The following is a 17408-nucleotide window of genomic DNA, read 5'->3' as shown; positions in this document are numbered from 1 at the left end:
CGCTAGCGCTGCCCTTCCAGGCGCGCGGGCGCAAGGCCAATGTGCCATGGTCGAGCGCGCCCCCGGAATGTGGTTGCCGCTGCGGCCCGGCGCCACCCCCTCTGCGGCCCCGCAGCCCGGCGGCCTCGGCGCGCTCGCCGCGACGCCCGGCGACCCGGAGCTAGTCGTACGAGAGCCCGCGGCGGCCCTTGTGCTTGCGCTTGCGCTCCTTGTCGGCGACGCCGATCTTCCCCCACTCGTACGTGACGCGGCGACGGAAGGCGCCCAGCGCGTCGCCGCCGTAGAGCAGGAGCTCGCGCGGGGAGTCCGTCTCCCCGAGCGTCGGCTCCCAGACGTCGGACGGGACGAACGCGAGCAGCATCGGCGCGCTGAAGCGCATCCGGGCGATGATGAGCCCGCACGTCGTTCCGTCGCCCGGGCGCGCGCGCTTCGCGCGCTTGCCGCGCCCGCGCGCCTCCGTCTTCGCGCCGCCCGGGCGCGCGCAGCCGCCGCCGAGCACGAGCTCCTCGTTGCCCCGGGGGTGCCAGGTCCACGTGCGCTCCACCTTGAACGCGTCCTCGGCCGGCACGGGCCCGGCCGCGGCGCGCACCTCCTCGGGCGCGAGCAGCGAGAGCTGCGCCGCGACGCGCGCGTCGACGAGCGACTCCAGCCGGAGCGGGCGATCGCGCGTCACCTCGAGCACCACCTCGAAGCTGTTCACCTCCCCGGCGCAGCAGCGCACGCCGACCTCGGGGCGGCGCGTATCGGGCTTGACGCCGCGCCCGTGGGCGCAGCGCCCCACGAGATCGCCCGTCGGCCCGTTGCCCCCGCGCAGCGTGACGAGCCCCGGCTTGCTGCTGTCCCGCAGCCACTGGCTCGAGGTCCACGTCCACACGCCGCCGTGGAGATCGTGCACGCCGAACCCGCTTACGCACCCGGCGTTCACCCCGTTCGGCGTCAGCACCCGGCTCTGCCCGGTCGCGCACGCCGGGGCCCTGTACGCGTCGCCGTACTCGTACGTGGTGTTCGCCGGGCCCTTGCAGGCCCGCTCGATCTCGAGCTCCGTGCAGAGGCGCTTGCCCTGAGCCTCGCAGAGCGCGCGCGCCTCGTCCTGCGTGACGTTCGTGGTCGGGATCGCGCCGACCTCGTTGGGGTACGAGTAAAGGTCGATGTAGAAGCCGTGCATCACGACCTGCGCGCCCGCCATCTCCTCGTCGGCGATGCGCGGCAGCCGGTCCGGCGGCGTGCCCGCGATGAGCACGCCCTTCGGGATCCACGCCATGCCCGGGCGCGGCTCCGGCTCGTTCAGGCCCACGTCCCAGGGCGGCGCGGCGTCGAGATCGGCGTCCGTGCCCGGCGCCGCGCCGCCGCGATCGCAGCCGAGAGAGGCGGCGAGGAGCCCCGCGAGCGACACGGCGGCGGCGAGGGCCTTCCCCCTCGGCGTGCGGTCGGCGCGGTGCTCGCCAGGGCCCACGAGCTCACTCGGGGTCGCGCTCACGCAGGTTCAGCTCCTTCATCTTGAGCTGGAGACCCTTGCGCGAGATCTTGAGGAGCCGCGCGGCGTGGGTGACGTTGCCGTGCGTCTGCTTGAGGGCGCGCTCGATGAGATCGCGCTCGAGCTTGCTCATCGCCGCCTTGACCTGCTCCTTGAGCCCGTCGGGCGTCGACGGGGCGAGGGCGGCGTCCGCTGTCGCGGCCACGAGCGGCAGTGACGCGCCGGTCGACGAGCTGGGGCCGCTGCGGATCTCCTCCGGCAGATCGTCGAGGCGGATGCGCGAGCCGTCGGCGAAGAGCAGCGCGCGCTCGACGACGTTCTCGAGCTCGCGGATGTTCCCCGGCCACCCGTGCGATGACAGGCGCTCGAGCGCCTCGGGCTCGATGCCCTCGATGCTCTTCTTCAGGCGCGCGTTGAACTTCGCGACGAAGTGGGCGCAGAGGTGGGGGATGTCGCTCCTCCGCTCGCGCAGCGCGGGGAGCGCGATCGGGACGACGTTGAGCCGGTAAAAGAGGTCCTCCCGGAACGTGCCCGCCGCGATCTCCCGCTTCAGATCGCGGTTCGTGGCGGCGACGAGGCGGACGTCGACGTGGATGGTCTTGATGCCCCCGACCCGCTCGAACTCGCTCTCCTGGAGCACGCGCAGGAGCTTCACCTGCATCTCGGTCGGGATCTCGCCGATCTCGTCGAGGAAGAGCGTCCCGCCGGAGGCGAGCTCGAAGCGCCCCGGCTTGGACGCTACCGCGCCGGTGAAGGCGCCGCGCTCGTAGCCGAAGAGCTCCGACTCCATGAGATCCTTCGGGATGGCCGCGCAGTTGACCTTGATGAACGGCCGGTCGCGCCGGCTGGAGTTCTCGTGCAACGCCCGCGCGACGAGCTCCTTGCCGGTGCCGCTCTCGCCGCTGATGAGCACCGTCGTCGGCGTGTCGGCGACCCGCTCGAGGATCGCGTAGAGCTCCTGGATGGGCGGGCTCTCGCCGATGATGCCGAACCGGTCGGAGCCGCCGCGGGGCTGCGCCGCGGAGACGTCGCGCGTGGCGTCCGCGCTCGCGAGGTCGCGGGTGCGGAGGGCCTTCTTCACGACGACGCGGACCTCGTTCTGATCGAACGGCTTCGTGATGTAGTCGAACGCGCCGGTCTTGAGCGCCTCGACGGCGTTGTCGACCGTGCCGTGGGCCGTGAGGAGCACGACCGGCCGCGAGGGGTCGTCGCGGAGCGCGGCGCGGAGCAGATCCATGCCGTCGACCTTGGGCATGCGGAGATCGGTGATCACCAGGTCGATGTGGTGCTCCTTGAGGAACGCGAGGCCTTCCTCGCCGTCCTCGGCGGTGTGGACCTCATAGCCATCCCGGCCGAGCTGGGCGCTGAGGACCCGCCGGAGGTTCGCCTCGTCATCCACGACGAGGATCTGCTTCTTTTCGGGGAGCATCACGGGGCGAGACTAGCAGAACCGGCCGCTGGGCAAGCGTCGGGACCGCCCGTGCGGCCGCGCCGGCGCCCCGAGCGCGCGTCGGCGCGCTGCGACGCCGCGCGCGCCGGCGCGCTGTACGGCGGCGGGCTTCCCAGGCGGTCGCCCGGCTCGACAGCTCGGCCCGCCGGGCCGGCAGGGCGACCGCATTGCCTCGAGGTCCGCCCTGATTCCTTTTTCTCGCTGCCGGCGAGACGGATCAGTATGCTGCGCCCACTTCTCGTGGAGGGCGGCTCGGATGCGTGTGCTTCGGACTTGGCTGGTCGGTCTCGGCGCGGGGATGTTCCTCGCTGCGGGGTTGGCCCTAGCAGGAGATCCGGCCATCGAGTACCCCGAGTGCAACCGCACGGCGACGCCGGCCGACCTCGAAGGCGCCAAGGGCGCGCACAAGGCGGCGACGCAGTTCTACGAGCGGGCTGACTACGACCGCGCCATCCAGTACTGGAAGGACGCCTACCAGCTCGACTGCACAGCGCACGGCGTGCTCATCAACATCGCCAACGCCTACGAGAAGAAGGGCGACCGCGCCGAGGCGGTCACCGCGCTGGAGACGTACCTGGCCCGCACGCCGGACGCGAGCGACGCGCAGACGTTCCGGGACAAGATCCAGAACCTCAAGAACTCCATCCGGCCGGCGCCGACGCCGACCGCGGGCGAGTCCGCGTCGGCCCCCGTACCGCCCCCGCCGGTCGCCACCGCCTCGGCGGTCCCGAGCCGCACCGTGGAGCCGCCTCCGCCGCAGCCCCCGTACGGCTACGCGCCATGGATCGCCACGGGCGCCGGCGTCGTCACGCTGCTTGTCGGCGGCATCCTCACCTCGAGCGGCTTCGCGGACATCAGCGGCGCCGAGGAGAGCTGTCCGACGCGGATCGACTGCGAGCCGGACGTGGCCGACCTGGGCAACCAGGGCCGCACGCAGGCGACCGTCGGCGGCGTGCTCCTCGGGCTGGGCGCAGCGGGCATCGCGGGTGGCCTCATCTGGGAGTTCGGGTTCAACCAGCCCCGGACGCCCTCCGGCCTGCTCGCGCCCGCCGCCACGCTCCGTGTGACCCCTGTCGCCGGGCCGGGCACGGCTGGCGTCGGCGTGTCCGGCCGCTTCTGACGGCAGGGTCTGCGGTACCCCGCTGCCGGCGGGCGCGGGAGCAACGTGAGCTGCCACCCCGGCCTGCCGAGCCGCGCCGGCGCCGATGTGCAAGCAAGCGGGCGCCCGCCGGCGCATCGTTTACTCTTCGACCGTGCGTCTCAGCTCCTCCGCCCGCCTCCTCCTGACACGGTCCTGCCTGAACAGAATTGCGCTCCCCGGCGCGCTCGCGATCGCCGCGACGGCGGTGCTCGCCGACGCCGGTGAGAGCCCTGCCCCCGCGATCGCGCGGGTCGGCCGGCTCCTCGTGCCCGCGGCCCTCGCGGCGCCCAACCCGAGCGCCGCCTCCAGGAGGGTGGCGATCCTCGCGACCTACCCGGGGGCAGCGATGACAACGCTCCACATCGCCGCCCTCGGTGGCGCCAAGGCCGGGCCCGCGCTCGCCACGCTCCGGCACCTGAGCGATGCGGTCGTCCGCGCCCATGTCGTGCCGCGGACGCAGATCGTCCTCGCGACCGCCGACACGAGCCCGTCCCGCGATCGCTCGTTCAACGCGAGCCTCTTCCGGATCGAGCCGCAAGCGGCGCCCGTCGCGCTCTGCGACGGCGTTGTGCACGCGAGCCGCCCGCTGGTCACCGCCGACGGGCGCGTCTTCGTCTCGCGCGGCGTCGCCGGACCGGAGCCGCCGCCCGACGGCGACCTCGCGCGGCTGCGGGTCGACAGGCTGACGATCGACGAGGTCGACCTCGCCACCGGCGCGACCCGCGCCGTGCACAGGCACACGGGCTACCTCGCCTTCCTCGCCGGGGCGTGGGGCGGCGAGCTCGTCGTCTACCGCGTCGGGCCGGGGTCGGCCGACATCGTCCTCGTGAACCCCGACACCGGCGCGACGCGCGTGATCGCCCCGTCGATCCCGCCGTTCGCACGCGATTTTTCCATCGATGCGGCGGCGAACGCGCTCGTGTACCAGGGGCGGCACGAGGTCGACCCGGGCGCGTGGGTCATCGACAGGCTCGATCTGAGCACCGGGAAGCGCACCCGGCTCGAGACGAGCGCGAGCAACGGCCTCGCCCCGCACGCCTGGCCGGGCGGCGGGCTCGCGTACACGCCGGATCGCCGGACCGGGCTCCTCCTTGTCGGCGCCCGCGCCGCGCTCCGCGGCCCGCTCGGCGCCGGCGTCGACGCCGTGCAGGCCGTCTCGCCGGACGCAGCGTGGGTGGCCGCGCTGCACACGAGCCCTTCCGCGTTCCCCGTCCCGTTCGCGATCCACGCGGAGAGCGGCGAGGTCGCCGCGATCCCCGCGCCGTCCGGCGCGCGCATCGCCGTCGCCGGCTTCACCGCCGCGAAGGAGGAGCCGCAATGAGCCGCTGCCTCCTGAGCGCCGCGACGATCTGCGCGGCCGTGCTGTTCGCGCCTGCCGCCCGCGCGGCGTACTGCCCCTGCTACACAGCGTCGAGCGCCTACAACGATCGCGGCTGCGCGATCGACGCGGTGCCGGGCACCAACCCCTCGATCGCGGCGTGGAACGCCATCTTCGATCGCGTCTCGCGGGGCCCCGCGGCCTGGGGGGAGGCCGGCCCCGCGCCCTTCAATCTTCGCCAGGGCTGCGACGTGCCCGAGGCGCCGCGCGAGGTCCCCGCCACCTTCCCCTGCGAGCTGCTGAAGGCGATCGGCATGCAGGAGTCGGGGTGGCAGCAGTTCTGCGCGCCGGACCGACCGATGGACCAGGCAGGGGTGAGCTCGCGGACGATCATCTCGTTCGATTGCGGCTACGGCGCCGCGCAGATCACGAGCGGCATGCGCAACGGCGACAGCCCGGACTTCGATCCGCGCCGCGTGGCCGCCGATCCGGCGTACAACGCGGCCACCGGCGCGCACATCCTGGCCATGAAGTGGAAGGCCACGCGCTGCGTCGGCGACCGGCAGCCGTCGGTCATCGAGCACTGGTACAGCGCCCTGTGGGCCTACAACGGCCTGTCGTACGTCAACAACCCGAACAACCCGAACCACGACGCGGGCCGCGGCGTCTACGATCCGGCGATCGGCGGCGCCGCTCCGTACCAGGAGCGGGTGCTCGGCCGGATGGAGCACACCGGGGAGCGCTGGGAGCGGACCGAGGTCGCCTACCCGGCCCTGGGCGAGATCGGCGCCAACAGCGCGCCGGCCGCGCTCGCCGATCCGCGCTGCGCTTCGCCGACGGACTGCACGCGCACGCGCCCGCTCCATGTCACCCGCTGCGCCGACGAGGGCGGCGAGACGGGCGGCGGAGCAGGCGGCGCAGGCGGAGCAGGCGGTGCTGGTGGAAGCGGCGGTGCAGGTGGAAGCGGCGGTGCAGGCGGAAGCGGCGGCGCAGGTGGACGCGGCGGCGCGGGCGGAGCCGGCGGCGAGGGCGGAGCTGGCGGAACGAAAGGCGACGCGGGAAATGGAGCCGTCACCGCGGGGCAGGGAGGCGCTGGAGCCAGCCCGGGCGACGACGGCAACGACGACGAGACCACCTCGACGACGGTGGGCGTCTACGGCCGTTGCACCTGCGACGCGCCCGGGCGCGGCGCCGCGGCAGGCGCGGCGTCCTGGCTCGCGCTCGGCGCCGGCGCGCTCGCCGCGGCGTTGCGGCGGAGGCTTCCGGGGCGTCGCCGCGCCGACTAACCTGGCCGACCATGCCACCCCCGCCCGGATCCGAGCTCATCGCAGCGTGGGCTGCCCGGCGCGGCCTCGCCTTCACCCCGCGCCCCGACGAGGCCTGGTTCCGCCGCTGGGAGCCGTACGACACGATCGCGCCGCCCTCCGCCTACCTCTCCGCGTGCACGTGGACGGCGAACCCCGGACACGCGGTGATCGCCGAGCCCTGGTACGCGGACGGCGAGGCCGAGCCGATCGAGCGGTCGCTGCTCGGCTTCGCGACGCACCCGGCGCTCCCGCGCCGCGCCGCGATGCGCGTGGGCGAGCACTTCCTCACGCGGGTCGCGTTCATCGAGAGCCCTCCCCCGCCCCAGATTGCGCTCGGCGACGCGCTCTGGGACGCGCACGTGACGACCTTCGCCGCCTCCCAGAGCGACGCCGCCGCGGCGTTCCATCCGCGCCTGCGCAAGCTCCTCGCCCGCCGGGGCTTCCAGGGCCACCTCGAGCTGCGGCGCGGCGGGCTCGTCGTCCACTGCGCCGGCCTGCGGCCGGTCCCGGAGCACTACGAGAGGCTGCTCGGCGTGGTGCGCGAGATCGTCAACGCGGCGATCACGTGAGCGCGTGGGCGCGTGGGCGCGTGTTCACGTGAACCGACGTGAACCGACGCGAACCGACGTGACCGCGCACGCTGACGTGACATGACGCGGCGCAACGCGTGGCGGCGTCGTCCCCCCCGCCGACCTGCCCTGTCGACGCGTCCGCCGCGCCGTTCTAGGCTCCCCGACCATGGCCAAGGTCCTGGTCGTCGAGGATGAGCCGGCGATCGCCGAGTCCATCGCCTACTTCCTGCGGCGCGACGGGTTCGCGGCCACCGTCGCCACCACGCTCGCGACCGCGGAGCGGGAGATCGACAAGGCGGACCTCATCATCCTCGACCTGATGCTCCCCGACGGCAGCGGCTTCGACCTCATCGGCCAGGTGCGGCGGAGCGCGGCGCGCGCCGCGATCATCGTCCTGTCGAGCCGCGACAGCGAGGCCGACCGCGTCGCCGCGCTCGAGACAGGCGCCGACGACTACGTCACCAAGCCGTTCTCGCCCCGGGAGATCGTGGCGCGCGTGCGGGCCGTCCTGCGCCGCGCCGCGCGGCCCCCGCTGACCGGCGACGCCCCCTCGCCGCTGCCGCTCGCGGTCGACGAGGCCACGCGGCGCGCGCACGTCAACGGCCAGAAGGTCGATCTCACCCGCGTCGAGTTCGATCTGCTCGCCTGCATGCTCGCCGCGCCGGGCCGGGTCTTCACGCGCGCGCAGCTCATCGACAGGGTCTGGGGCGACGGGTTCGCGATCACCGACCGCACCATCGACTCGCACGTGAAGGGGCTCCGGAAGAAGGTCGTCGAGGCCGGCGGCGACGCCGACCTCATCGAGACGGTGCGCGGCGTCGGCTACCGCGTCACGGACAGGCCGGGCCCCAGGGAAGGCGGAGACTGACGCATGCTGCGCCTCGTCGTCACCGCGGCGGCGGCGATCTCGATCATCCTGCTCGTCGCGCTGTTCGCCTCGCGCCTCGTCCGCGCCCGGACGGCCGGCATGAGCATCCGGATGCAGATCTTCATCGCGCTCGGCGGCATCGTCGGCGCGTTCGCGTTCGGGCTCGGGCTGCTCGTCATCGATCGCGTCGAGGCGCGCGCGACGCTGCTCGCCGAGGGCAGCGCGCGCGACGAGGCCGCCGCGTTCGCCGCCGTCGCCGCGATGGAGATGGAGGTCCGCGGCGTCGACCTCGCGGCGGTGCGCGCGCTCGACAGCGAGGCAGAGGGCCCCGCCGCCCAGAGCATCGCGCTGCTCGACCCGGAGGGCCGCGTGCTCCGGGCGCGCGGCGCCTCGCCGGGCGAGCCAGGGACGGTCTTCGTGACCGCGCCCATCGAGGTCCGCGGCCGGCGCGTCGGGAGCGTGCAGGTCGTCAAGCCGACCATCGTGGTGCAGCGCATGGTCGCCGACTTCGCCCCGCCGATCCTCGTGATCAGCACGGTGCTCGGCGCCGCGGCGGCGCTCTCGTCGTTCCTGATCGGCCGCACCATCGCGACGCCCATCGAGGCGCTCACCGAGTTCGCGGTGCGCGTGAGCGAGGGGAAGGTGCGCGCCGCCCCGCCGCCGGCGCAGGGCCGCGAGGTCCAGCGGCTGACGCGCGCGATCGACTCGATGCGCCGCCAGATCGAGGGCCGCCCCTTCGTCGAGACGTTCGCCGCGGATCTCTCGCACGAGCTCAAGAACCCGGTCGCCGCGATCCGCGCCAGCGCCGAGGTGCTCACCGAGGGGGCGCTTGACGACCCCGAGGAGGCGGCCCGCTTCGTCGCGCGCATCCGCGAGGCGATCACGCGCATCGAGGCGCTCCTCGGGGAGCTCCTGTCGCTCGCGCGCCTCGAGGCCCGCGGCGTGGAGCATGCCGCCGTGGTCGACCTCGTCGCGATCGCGCAGAGCGCCGCGGCGCGGGCGCGCGAGCGCGGCAGCCGCGTCGAGCTCGACGCGCCGGGCTCGGCAGCCGTGCGCGGCGACGAGCAGTGGCTGTCACGCGCGCTCGACAACCTGCTCGACAACGCGCGCACGCACGGCGACACCGCCGCCCCGATCCGGATCGCGCTGTCCCGCGTGGGCGGACAGGTCTCGATCTCGATCCGCAACCGCGGCGAGATCGGGCGGCACGTCGCGGGCCGCCTGTTTCGCCGGTTCGTGACGACCCGCGCCGACCGGGGCGGCACCGGCCTCGGCCTCGCGATCGTCAAGGCGATCGCCGAGGCCCACAGCGGCTCGGCCGAGTGCACCCACCGCGGGCCGCCCGAGGTCGAGTTCAAGATCTCGCTGCCGGGGGCCTGATCCGGCGCCCCATGAGCTCCCCCGCTTTCCCACACCTCCCCCGCGCTCCTCCCGGTTTCCGGACGGTTTCCTCCATTTGACGCCGCGCAAGATCGGTGGTCGCGAAGGCGCGGCCGGCGGTCGGGCGAGGCGATCCGGGTCGCGCGCGCCGCGTCACGCGCCGTTTTCCTTGAGCTCTCCCGCGCCATCCTCCACAGAACCTCCACAATCGCATCACCGTCGTCCCCCCCACCGCGCGCATCCTCGGCGCACAGTGCGTCGTCCCCACCCAGGAAAGCCCATGACGTCCAGCAATCTCCCGAAGCACGTCGCGATCATCCTCGATGGCAATGGCCGCTGGGCAGCGGCTCGGGGCCTGCCCCGCATGCAGGGGCACCAGCACGGCGCGCAGGCCGTGCGCCTCTCGGTGCGCGCCTGCCGCGATCGCGGCATCCCGTACCTCACGCTCTACGCGTTCAGCGTCGCGAACTGGTCGCGGCCCAAGGACGAGATCGGCGCGCTGATGCGCATCTGCCAGGAGTTCGCCGAGGGGGAGCACGACGAGCTGATCCGGCGCGGCGTCGCTGTGCAGGTGGTCGGCGATCTCGAGGAGATCCCGACCCCGACGCGGCGCGCGATGGAGAAGCTCGTCGAGGACACCGCGGGGGGCACCGAGATGACCCTGGCGCTCGCGCTCAGCTACGGCGGCCGCCGCGACATGGCGAACGCCATGCGCGCGCTCGCCGTCCGCGCGCGGGCCGGGCTGGTGATCCCGGAGGAGATCAACGAGCACTCGCTGCGGAACTTCCTGACTACCAGCTCGATGCCGGATCCGGATCTCATCATCCGCACCGGCGGCGAGAAGCGCCTCAGCGACTTCCTGCTCTTCGAGGCCGCGTACGCGGAGCTGTTCTTCACGGACACGCTCTGGCCCGACTTCACCGAGGCGACCTTCGACGAGGCGGTGGCGACCTACAGCCGACGACAGCGGCGGTACGGCCGGACCGGCGATCAGGTCCGGCGCCTCGTGGCGTCGACCTGAACGGAGACGGCGGGGCGGGGCGCTCTGGCGCGCGCCCCGCGCCCGCGGCCCTCGCGACGCGCGTCGTGCCGCGCGCGTAACGCTCGATTCCGGGGCCGCGATGCAGTACGAGAGAGACGCTTGTCGTCCCAAGCGCCCGTAGCTCAGCTGGATAGAGCAGCGGCCTTCTAAGCCGCGGGTCGCAGGTTCGAATCCTGCCGGGCGTGCCGAAACGTCCTCGGAGCGTCGCTTGACGGTGCCGCCTGCCGCGGATCACCATGTCCCTGGCGCATGAACAAGAAGGTCGTGCTCGTGCTGGGTGGTCTGGTGCTGGGCGCGGCCTGTGCGCTCGCGACAGGGCGGGTTCGCGCGCAGGCGATCGCCCCGCCCGCGCCGAGCGCGCCGGCGCCGCGGTGGGAGCAGGACTGCGAGCAGACGCACGGCATCGACGAGGCGCGCGCTGTCGCGAAGGCTCGCGGCGAGAGCGGCTGGGAGCTCGTGGCGCTCGACGCCGGCGTGATGTGCTTCAAGCGGCTGGCCCCCGTGCCGCCGAAGCCGGCCGATCCCTGGCCGGGCTACTGACGGCGGGCGAATCGACGCCTGGCGCGCGCGCTGCGCCTCCGCCCCTCCCGCGCTCGGCTCGGGCGCGCACGGGCGCGGGCGCTTCCCCATACCGCCTGCGCGCGCGCCGGTGTAAGCGGATCGGCATGAGCGGAGAGCCCCTGTCGGAGCGAGAGTTCGACGCCGTGGCCGATCGGTCGTTGCGCGCGCTGGATCAGGCGATCAACGAGATCCCCGACGGCGTGGATGCCGATCTGCAGAGCGGCATCCTCACGCTGGAGTTCGAGGACGGCATCAAGTACGTCGTCAACAGCCACCGCGCGGCGCGGCAGATCTGGATGGCCGCCGAGCGGGCGGCGTGGCACTTCGACTACCAGCCGTCCGAGGGCCGCTGGGTGGCGCAGCGGACCGGCGAGGAGCTCTGGGGTACGGTCGACGCCGTGCTGTCCCGGAAGCTCGGCCGCGCCGTGAAGCTCGAGCGCTGAGCCGCTGCGGTCAGAGGGCGACGCGCATGCCGAGCCCTCCGAGCAGGCCCGTCACGGAGGCGCCGACCCTGAGGTCGAAGGCGACGCGATCCCACGGGCGGAGCGCGAGGCCGATCTCCGGCAGCACGAGCCACGGGTAGACGACCGGCTTCAGGCCCTGCGGTTTGCCGCTGGGGCGGGTGAACCAGCTCGGCTCGACGTAGCCGGGGTAGTGGTCCGCGTCGTAGTCGAGCTGGTTGCAGTACCGGAAGCTCCCCGCCGGGTCGTTCGGCCCGCGGCACTTCTTGTAGCGGTACGGGTCCCCCGGCACGAAGGAGCTCGGGTCGCCGGGGACGGCGTCGGCCGGGTACGCCTGGGTCCTGTAGAGGTCGCCGAGGAACGTCCAGCCCACACCGATGCCCGCGCCGAGGCGGAAGGCGAACACCTCGTCACGATCGAGCGGGATGTTCCAGACCAGGCGGGCGCCCGCCTGGAGCGCCTGGAGATCGCTCTCGACGATCTCGTAATCGGTGTCGGGGTGCCCCTTCGGCTTGAAGGGCGTCTCTGGCATCTGGAAGCGCGCGTAGGCGACCGAGAAGACGAGGTCGAACCGCCCTCCGAGCCGCGTGGAGAGCGCGATGTCTCCGCCGGGAACGAAGACGTTCCGCCCCCCTTCCCCGAGGAGCTGGAACGCGATCTGGGGGATGAAGAAGCCCTGGAAGCCGGCGCCGAGCCACACGTCGCGCTGCCTGCGTCGCGGGGGGGCCGTCGGCTCGGGCATCTCCACGGGGCGCTCCGCCACCTCGCCCGCGCCTGGCTCGCCCTCGGCCGGCTTCTCCGGCGGCTTCGTCGCCACCGGCCTCGGCGGCGGCTTCTTCTCCGGCGGCTTCGTCGCCACCGGCCTCGGCGGCGGCTTCTTCTCCGGCGGCTTCGTCGCGGCCGGCTTCGGCTTCAGGCGCAGCTTGATCTCGCGCCGCTGCTTCTCCTTCAGCGTGATCTTCTGCGAGCTCTCCTCGTGGCCCTCCGCCCTGGCGACGACGACCAGCTGCACGCCCGGATCGAACCGTTGCGGCGTCGATGGATCGCCGATCGCTTCCCCGTTGATCTCGACCACGAGCCCCTCGTAGGGCTCGACCGGCTTCACCACGAGCGTCGGGATACGCGCGTCGGTCTGCGCCGCCTTCTTCTTTGCAGATGTGATGGCGGCGACATCTCGCGCTGTGTACCCGCGCTCCTTCTTCTCGCTTGCGACGGCGTGGTAGATCTCGCTCGCCTTCAGCAGCTCACCTTGCTTCGCGTAGCAATCGGCGAGCGGGACCGCCGAGCTCGGGCGATGCCGCTGGCTCTCGGCGGATTCGAGGAGCGGGATCGCCCGCTTGCAGAAGCCGCCCTTGGCCGCATTGATGCCCTGGTTCGCCTCCTTGTCGCCCGGCGCGGCGAGCGCCGGATGAGCGAAAAGCACGGCCAGGAGGCCCACGAGAGAAGCGATCGGAAGACGCAAGAGGCGCTCAGTCTACCACCTCGACCGCTGGGCGCGCGGGCCGGACGTGCCGCGGCCGCGGATGTCGCGAACGGCACGGGCCGAGGCGCCCAGACGAGGAGCGCGGAGCGCTGCCCACATTGGCTCCTGGCTCACCCGACAGCCACCTCGACGGAGCGAGCCGGTCCTGGACGGCTCGCCGAGCAACCCACCCCGGAACGCGCCCGGAACGCGTCCAGAACGCGCCCCGAACGTCAGGGTACGACAGACGAAAAGCTCGATGCGCTCCGCTTTACACCTTCGACGCTGGACGAGAGCCCCTGTAAGCTCCCCCGGAATGGCTTCCGGCGCAGGTATCGAAGAACCGCACGGGCTGGGCGAGAGCACCAGCGCAGAGGGATCGGGCGGCGGTGTTTTGTCCGTGCCCGTGCGGCGTACATTGAAGGCAGGCGAGATCCCGAACACGCTGATCGAGTGCTCGCACTCGGTCGAGTGCGCGGGCTGTCCGCTCATCGCGGGCGATTACGCTGAGCAGCTCAGCACGAAGCGCGCGCGGGTCGTTTCCGCCGCGGCGCACTACCCGTCGCTCGAGCTGCTCCAGACGAGCCCGGTCATCCCGGCCGATCCGATCACCGGCTATCGCGGCCGAGCGAAGCTGATCGTCGCCCCCTCCGGCGCGATCGGGCTGTACGGCCGCACAGGGCATCACGAGGTCGTCGACATCCCGGGCTGCCGGGTCCTCGCCCCGGCGCTCGCCGCGGTGACCTCGCGGCTCCGCGAGCTGATCGCGTCGCCGCCGCCCGAGGTCCGGCCGCTGCTCCTGCCGTACGATCCGGCGCGGGGCGGCGTGCTCCGGGCGCTCGACCTGCGCGAGGTCCACCTCGCGCCGGGGACGCCGCTCTTCGCGGAGATGGGCGCGACCGAGGACAACCCGGCGTTCGTCCTGATCACGTTCGTCCTCCAGCGCGAGCGCGCGTGCACGCGCGACGAGCTGCGCGAGGCCGGCCGCGCGATCCGCCCGATGCTCCCGCGCGTCATCGGCGTCGCGGCGAACTTCCACGACGCGGAGGCGCCGCAGATCCTCGGCCCCGAGACGATCGTGCTCGACGGCGTCTCGCACGCAGAGGATCGGATCGGGCAGACCTACCACATCGCCGCGTTCGGCTCGTTCGTGCAGGCGCACCGGGCGCAGGCCGCGCGCGTGCACGCCCTCCTCTTGCGCGAGATCGCCTCGCTCGAGAACGACGGGCCCGTGATCGAGGGCGAGGCCGCGATGGGCCCGGCCTCCCGGCGCAAGGAGCCGCCGCGCATCCTCGACCTGTACGGCGGCTCCGGCGCGATCTCGCTCGCCCTGGCGCAGGGGGGCAACCGCGCGCTGATGGTCGAGTCGTTCGCGCCCGCGGCCTCGAACGCCCGCGCCGCGGCCGAGGCCCAGGGGCTGAGCCAGCGCCTCGAGGTGCGCACCGGCGACGTCGCGGAGATCGTCGGCTCCCTCGTCAACAGCTCGGAGAAGTTCGACGGCATCGTGGTGAACCCGCCGCGCCGCGGCGTCTCCCCGACGGCGCGCGAGGCGATCGCGCGCCTCGGCGCGCCGCTGCTCGTCTACGTCTCGTGCGACCCCGACACGCTCGCGCGCGACCTCGATCACCTGTGTCGGCTCGGGTACTCGTCGACGGAGCTCACGCCGCTCGACATGATCCCGCTCACCGAGGAGATCGAGACGATCGCCGCGCTCCGGCGGACGCCCCCGCCGGCGCCGAAGGTCATCTACGACGACGACGGCGTGCTGGTGGTCGAGAAGGGCCCGCACGAGCCGGTGGCCTCGCAGGCGGAGTACCTCGGCTCGCTGCTCACCCGCTGCGCCCGCATCCCGGGCGTCACCTCGACGCCCGTCATCGTGCACGCGCTCGACCCGGGCACGAGCGGCCTGGTCATGCTCGCGCGCAACGAGGAGGCGGCCGCGCGCTGGACCGAGGCGCTCACGAAGACGGGTCGCCTCATCTACCTGGCGGCGGCCAAGGGCGTCACCCCGGGCAAGGGCGCGATCACGCGCGACCTCCGGGAAGGCACGCGCACGTACACGGCGCGCACGCGGTACCGCCGCCTCGCTGTCGCGTCGGGCCACTCGATCCTCCGCGTCATCCCGGACGGCGGGCGCACGCACCAGATCCGGCGGCACCTCGCCGCGATCGGCCACCCGATCCTCGGCGACGAGCGCTACGGCCACGTGCCGACGAACCGGTACTTCGAGGAGAAGCACGGGCTCGATCGCTCGTTCGTGCACCTCGTGCGCATCGAGATCGAGCACCCCCGCACCGGGGTGAAGATGATCATCGAGTCGACGCTGCCCGGCGATCTGCGGTCGGCGCTCGAGCGGTCGACAGGCCCCTCGGTCCTCCGCTTCCTCGAGCAGAAGCACGCCCTCGGCGAGCAGCGGGCCGTGGCCGTGCTGAGCACCGCCACGGACGAGCCGGCGCCGAGCAGCAGGATGATCCCGCTGCGCACCGAGGACTCCGAGTCCGCGCCGCCCCCCTCGATCCGCAGCCCCGGGCCCATCTCGATCCGCGTCCCGGATCTGGACGAATCGCCCCGGACCATCCGGCACCCGATCATCTCGACCGGCGACGAGGACTGAGCGGCCGCACGGCTGTGCCCGCCTGCGGCGCGGCGGCCGGCCGCGCCTGGCCATGGCGGCGCCCTCCCGCGTCGGCCTTCCCCTTCCCCCCGCGACACCTCGCCCGCGCCGCGGCATCAGGCCCGCGGCGGGGCGCCGTGACCCCGGCACCACCGCCGGGGCGCGGCGGAGCCTCGCGGTACACCGCGGTGCGGGTCGGCTCGCGTGCCCGACCTGATCCCACCTTGGACCGATGAGCAGCGGGCGGATCTGGTAGGCTTGCCGGCCGCATGTCCACGTTTCCAGAAGACCGCCCTCGCATCCTCGTCGTGGACGACGAGAAGGTGATCCGCGACATGCTGGCCGACTTCCTCGGCATGGAGGGCTACTACGTCCGCACGGCGGAGGACGGCACCAGCGCGCTGAACGAGCTCACGAGGGGCCATTACGACCTCGTGATCAGCGACCTCAAGATGCCGCGGATGGGCGGCATCGCGCTGCTCGACGAGATCGGCAAGACGGCGCCGAACGCGCTCACGGTCATCATGACGGGCTTCGGCACCGTCGAGACGGCGATCGACGCGATGAAGCGGGGCGCCTACGACTACGTGCTCAAGCCGTTCAAGCTGGACGAGGTGGTGCACGTCGTCCAGCGCGGGATCGAGAAGCAGCGGATGGCCGCGGAGAACATCCGCCTGCGCGAGGCGGTGTCGCTCTACAAGGTGAGCGAGGCCATCGCGGCGAGCCTCTCGCTCGACCAGGTGCTCGAGACAGTCGCCGACAGCTGCCTCCACGAGGTGCGCGGCGATCTCATCTCGACGTGGCTCGACGACGGCGAGGGGAGCTTCTTCGAGCGGCAGCACCTCCGCGGCGCGTCGGTCCCCGCGGACGCCGACCTCGGCCGGCTCGACCCGACGGTCGTGCTCGAGCACTTCCGCCCGGACGCGCTGCTGCTCGAGCAGGGCATGAAGGGGCTCAGGTTCTTCGCGGCCGAGCCGGCGCTGCCGCTTCAGTCGCTGGTCGCGGTGCCGCTCCGGATCCAGAAGCGCCTCATGGGCTTCATCGCCGTCGCGTCGTTCACGCGGACGAAGCGCTTCGACGAGGGGCAGCGCAAGCTGCTCAGCATCATCGGGTCGCGCGCGGCGGCGGCCATCGAGAACGCGCGGCTGTACCAGGACCTCCAGGCGACGTTCCAGCAGACGATCGAGGGGCTCGCCAAGGCGATCGACAAGATGGATCGCTACACCGCGGGCCACTCGGATCGGGTCGCCGTCTACGCGGTGATGCTGGCGGAGCGGCTCGGCCTCGGCCCGCACGAGATCGAGATCGTGCGGCAGAGCGCGCTCATGCACGACATCGGCAAGATCGGGTGCGTGCTCAACCTGAACAAGCCGGGCAAGCTCACGAACGACGAGTACGAGGTCTTCAAGCGGCACCCCGCCTACGGGCGCGACATCCTCGACCCGATCAAGTTCCTGCACCCGCTCATCCCCGGCGTGCACCTGCACCACGAGCGCTGGGACGGGCGCGGCTACCCGCTCCGGATGCGGGGCAACGAGATCCCGATCATCGCGCGCATCATCTCGGTGGCCGACACGTACGACGCGATGACGAGCGACCGCTCGTACCGCAGGGCGCTCCCCCACGAGGTCGCGGTGGCCGAGATCGAGCGGTGCTCGGGCTCGCAGTTCGACCCCGAGGTCGCGGCCAGCTTCACGACGCACATCGAGGCGTACCGCGACGAGCGGCGCGCGCAGGGCGAGAAGATCCCCGAGTAGC

General features: G+C 73.0%; 14 protein-coding genes and 1 tRNA gene. 12 read left to right on the top strand and 3 right to left on the bottom strand.

The window, feature by feature from the left end; all coding sequences use genetic code 11:
• Positions 1 to 160 precede the first annotated feature (160 nt).
• Both WMF42_RS12195 and WMF42_RS12190 read right to left on the bottom strand, forming a co-directional pair.
• Positions 161 to 1477, bottom strand: coding sequence for a formylglycine-generating enzyme family protein (locus WMF42_RS12195; RefSeq protein WP_437691981.1), 1317 nt, complete (start codon positions 1475 to 1477; stop codon positions 161 to 163).
• Complete coding sequence (locus tag WMF42_RS12190; RefSeq protein ID WP_061609278.1) at positions 1458 to 2903, bottom strand: sigma-54-dependent transcriptional regulator; 1446 nt, start codon at positions 2901 to 2903, stop codon at positions 1458 to 1460. The genes WMF42_RS12195 and WMF42_RS12190 overlap by 20 nt, the downstream gene beginning before the upstream one ends.
• Before the next feature lie 337 nt (positions 2904 to 3240).
• On the opposite strand from WMF42_RS12190, the gene WMF42_RS12185 reads away from it, so the two are divergent.
• The 10 genes from WMF42_RS12185 (at position 3241) to cyaY (ending at position 11556) form a co-directional block, all read left to right on the top strand.
• Complete coding sequence (locus tag WMF42_RS12185) at positions 3241 to 4044, top strand: tetratricopeptide repeat protein (RefSeq protein ID WP_437691980.1); 804 nt, start codon at positions 3241 to 3243, stop codon at positions 4042 to 4044.
• Positions 4045 to 4177: 133 nt separating this feature from the next.
• Positions 4178 to 5386: a hypothetical protein gene (locus tag WMF42_RS12180; protein WP_061609293.1), complete on the top strand. Its 1209-nt coding sequence runs from the start codon at positions 4178 to 4180 to the stop codon at positions 5384 to 5386.
• Entirely contained in the window at positions 5383 to 6669 is a 1287-nt protein-coding gene (locus tag WMF42_RS12175) for a hypothetical protein (protein WP_437691979.1), read from the top strand. The genes WMF42_RS12180 and WMF42_RS12175 overlap by 4 nt, the downstream gene beginning before the upstream one ends.
• 11 nt (positions 6670 to 6680) lie before the next feature.
• Positions 6681 to 7259 carry a hypothetical protein gene (locus tag WMF42_RS12170; protein ID WP_061609281.1) on the top strand — a complete coding sequence of 193 codons (579 nt, stop codon included), beginning with the start codon at positions 6681 to 6683 and terminating at the stop codon, positions 7257 to 7259.
• 169 nt (positions 7260 to 7428) lie between these two features.
• On the top strand, positions 7429 to 8130 hold the full coding sequence (locus WMF42_RS12165; RefSeq protein ID WP_061609282.1) for a winged helix-turn-helix domain-containing protein: 702 nt from the start codon (positions 7429 to 7431) through the stop codon (positions 8128 to 8130).
• Between the two features lie 3 nt (positions 8131 to 8133).
• Positions 8134 to 9510 carry a histidine kinase dimerization/phospho-acceptor domain-containing protein gene (locus tag WMF42_RS12160; RefSeq protein WP_061609283.1) on the top strand — a complete coding sequence of 459 codons (1377 nt, stop codon included), beginning with the start codon at positions 8134 to 8136 and terminating at the stop codon, positions 9508 to 9510.
• A 280-nt stretch (positions 9511 to 9790) separates the two neighbouring features.
• Positions 9791 to 10531, top strand: a complete 741-nt coding sequence (uppS, locus tag WMF42_RS12155; protein ID WP_061609284.1) for a polyprenyl diphosphate synthase — start codon at positions 9791 to 9793, stop codon at positions 10529 to 10531.
• A gap of 132 nt (positions 10532 to 10663) precedes the next feature.
• Positions 10664 to 10737 (top strand) — tRNA-Arg (locus WMF42_RS12150).
• 64 nt (positions 10738 to 10801) lie between these two features.
• Positions 10802 to 11092: a hypothetical protein gene (locus WMF42_RS12145; protein ID WP_061609285.1), complete on the top strand. Its 291-nt coding sequence runs from the start codon at positions 10802 to 10804 to the stop codon at positions 11090 to 11092.
• 125 nt (positions 11093 to 11217) lie between these two features.
• Positions 11218 to 11556 (top strand): iron donor protein CyaY, encoded by a 339-nt coding sequence (gene cyaY / locus WMF42_RS12140; RefSeq protein ID WP_437691978.1) that lies wholly within the window; start codon positions 11218 to 11220, stop codon positions 11554 to 11556.
• Between the two features lie 10 nt (positions 11557 to 11566).
• On the opposite strand, the gene WMF42_RS12135 is transcribed toward cyaY, so the two are convergent.
• Entirely contained in the window at positions 11567 to 13036 is a 1470-nt protein-coding gene (locus tag WMF42_RS12135) for a hypothetical protein (RefSeq protein WP_437691977.1), read from the bottom strand.
• Positions 13037 to 13442: 406 nt separating this feature from the next.
• Between WMF42_RS12135 and WMF42_RS12130 the strand changes: the two genes are divergently transcribed.
• Both WMF42_RS12130 and WMF42_RS12125 read left to right on the top strand, forming a co-directional pair.
• Positions 13443 to 15650 (top strand): pseudouridine synthase, encoded by a 2208-nt coding sequence (locus WMF42_RS12130; protein WP_233561817.1) that lies wholly within the window; start codon positions 13443 to 13445, stop codon positions 15648 to 15650.
• Between the two features lie 269 nt (positions 15651 to 15919).
• On the top strand, positions 15920 to 17407 hold the full coding sequence (locus WMF42_RS12125) for an HD domain-containing phosphohydrolase (RefSeq protein WP_061609289.1): 1488 nt from the start codon (positions 15920 to 15922) through the stop codon (positions 17405 to 17407).
• The last annotated feature ends 1 nt before the right edge of the window (position 17408 follow it).

This window comes from Sorangium sp. So ce176, assembly GCF_051519835.1.
GTDB lineage: Bacteria > Myxococcota_A > Polyangia > Polyangiales > Polyangiaceae > Sorangium > Sorangium cellulosum_G.
This window is presented reverse-complemented; position numbering and strand designations above follow the sequence as displayed.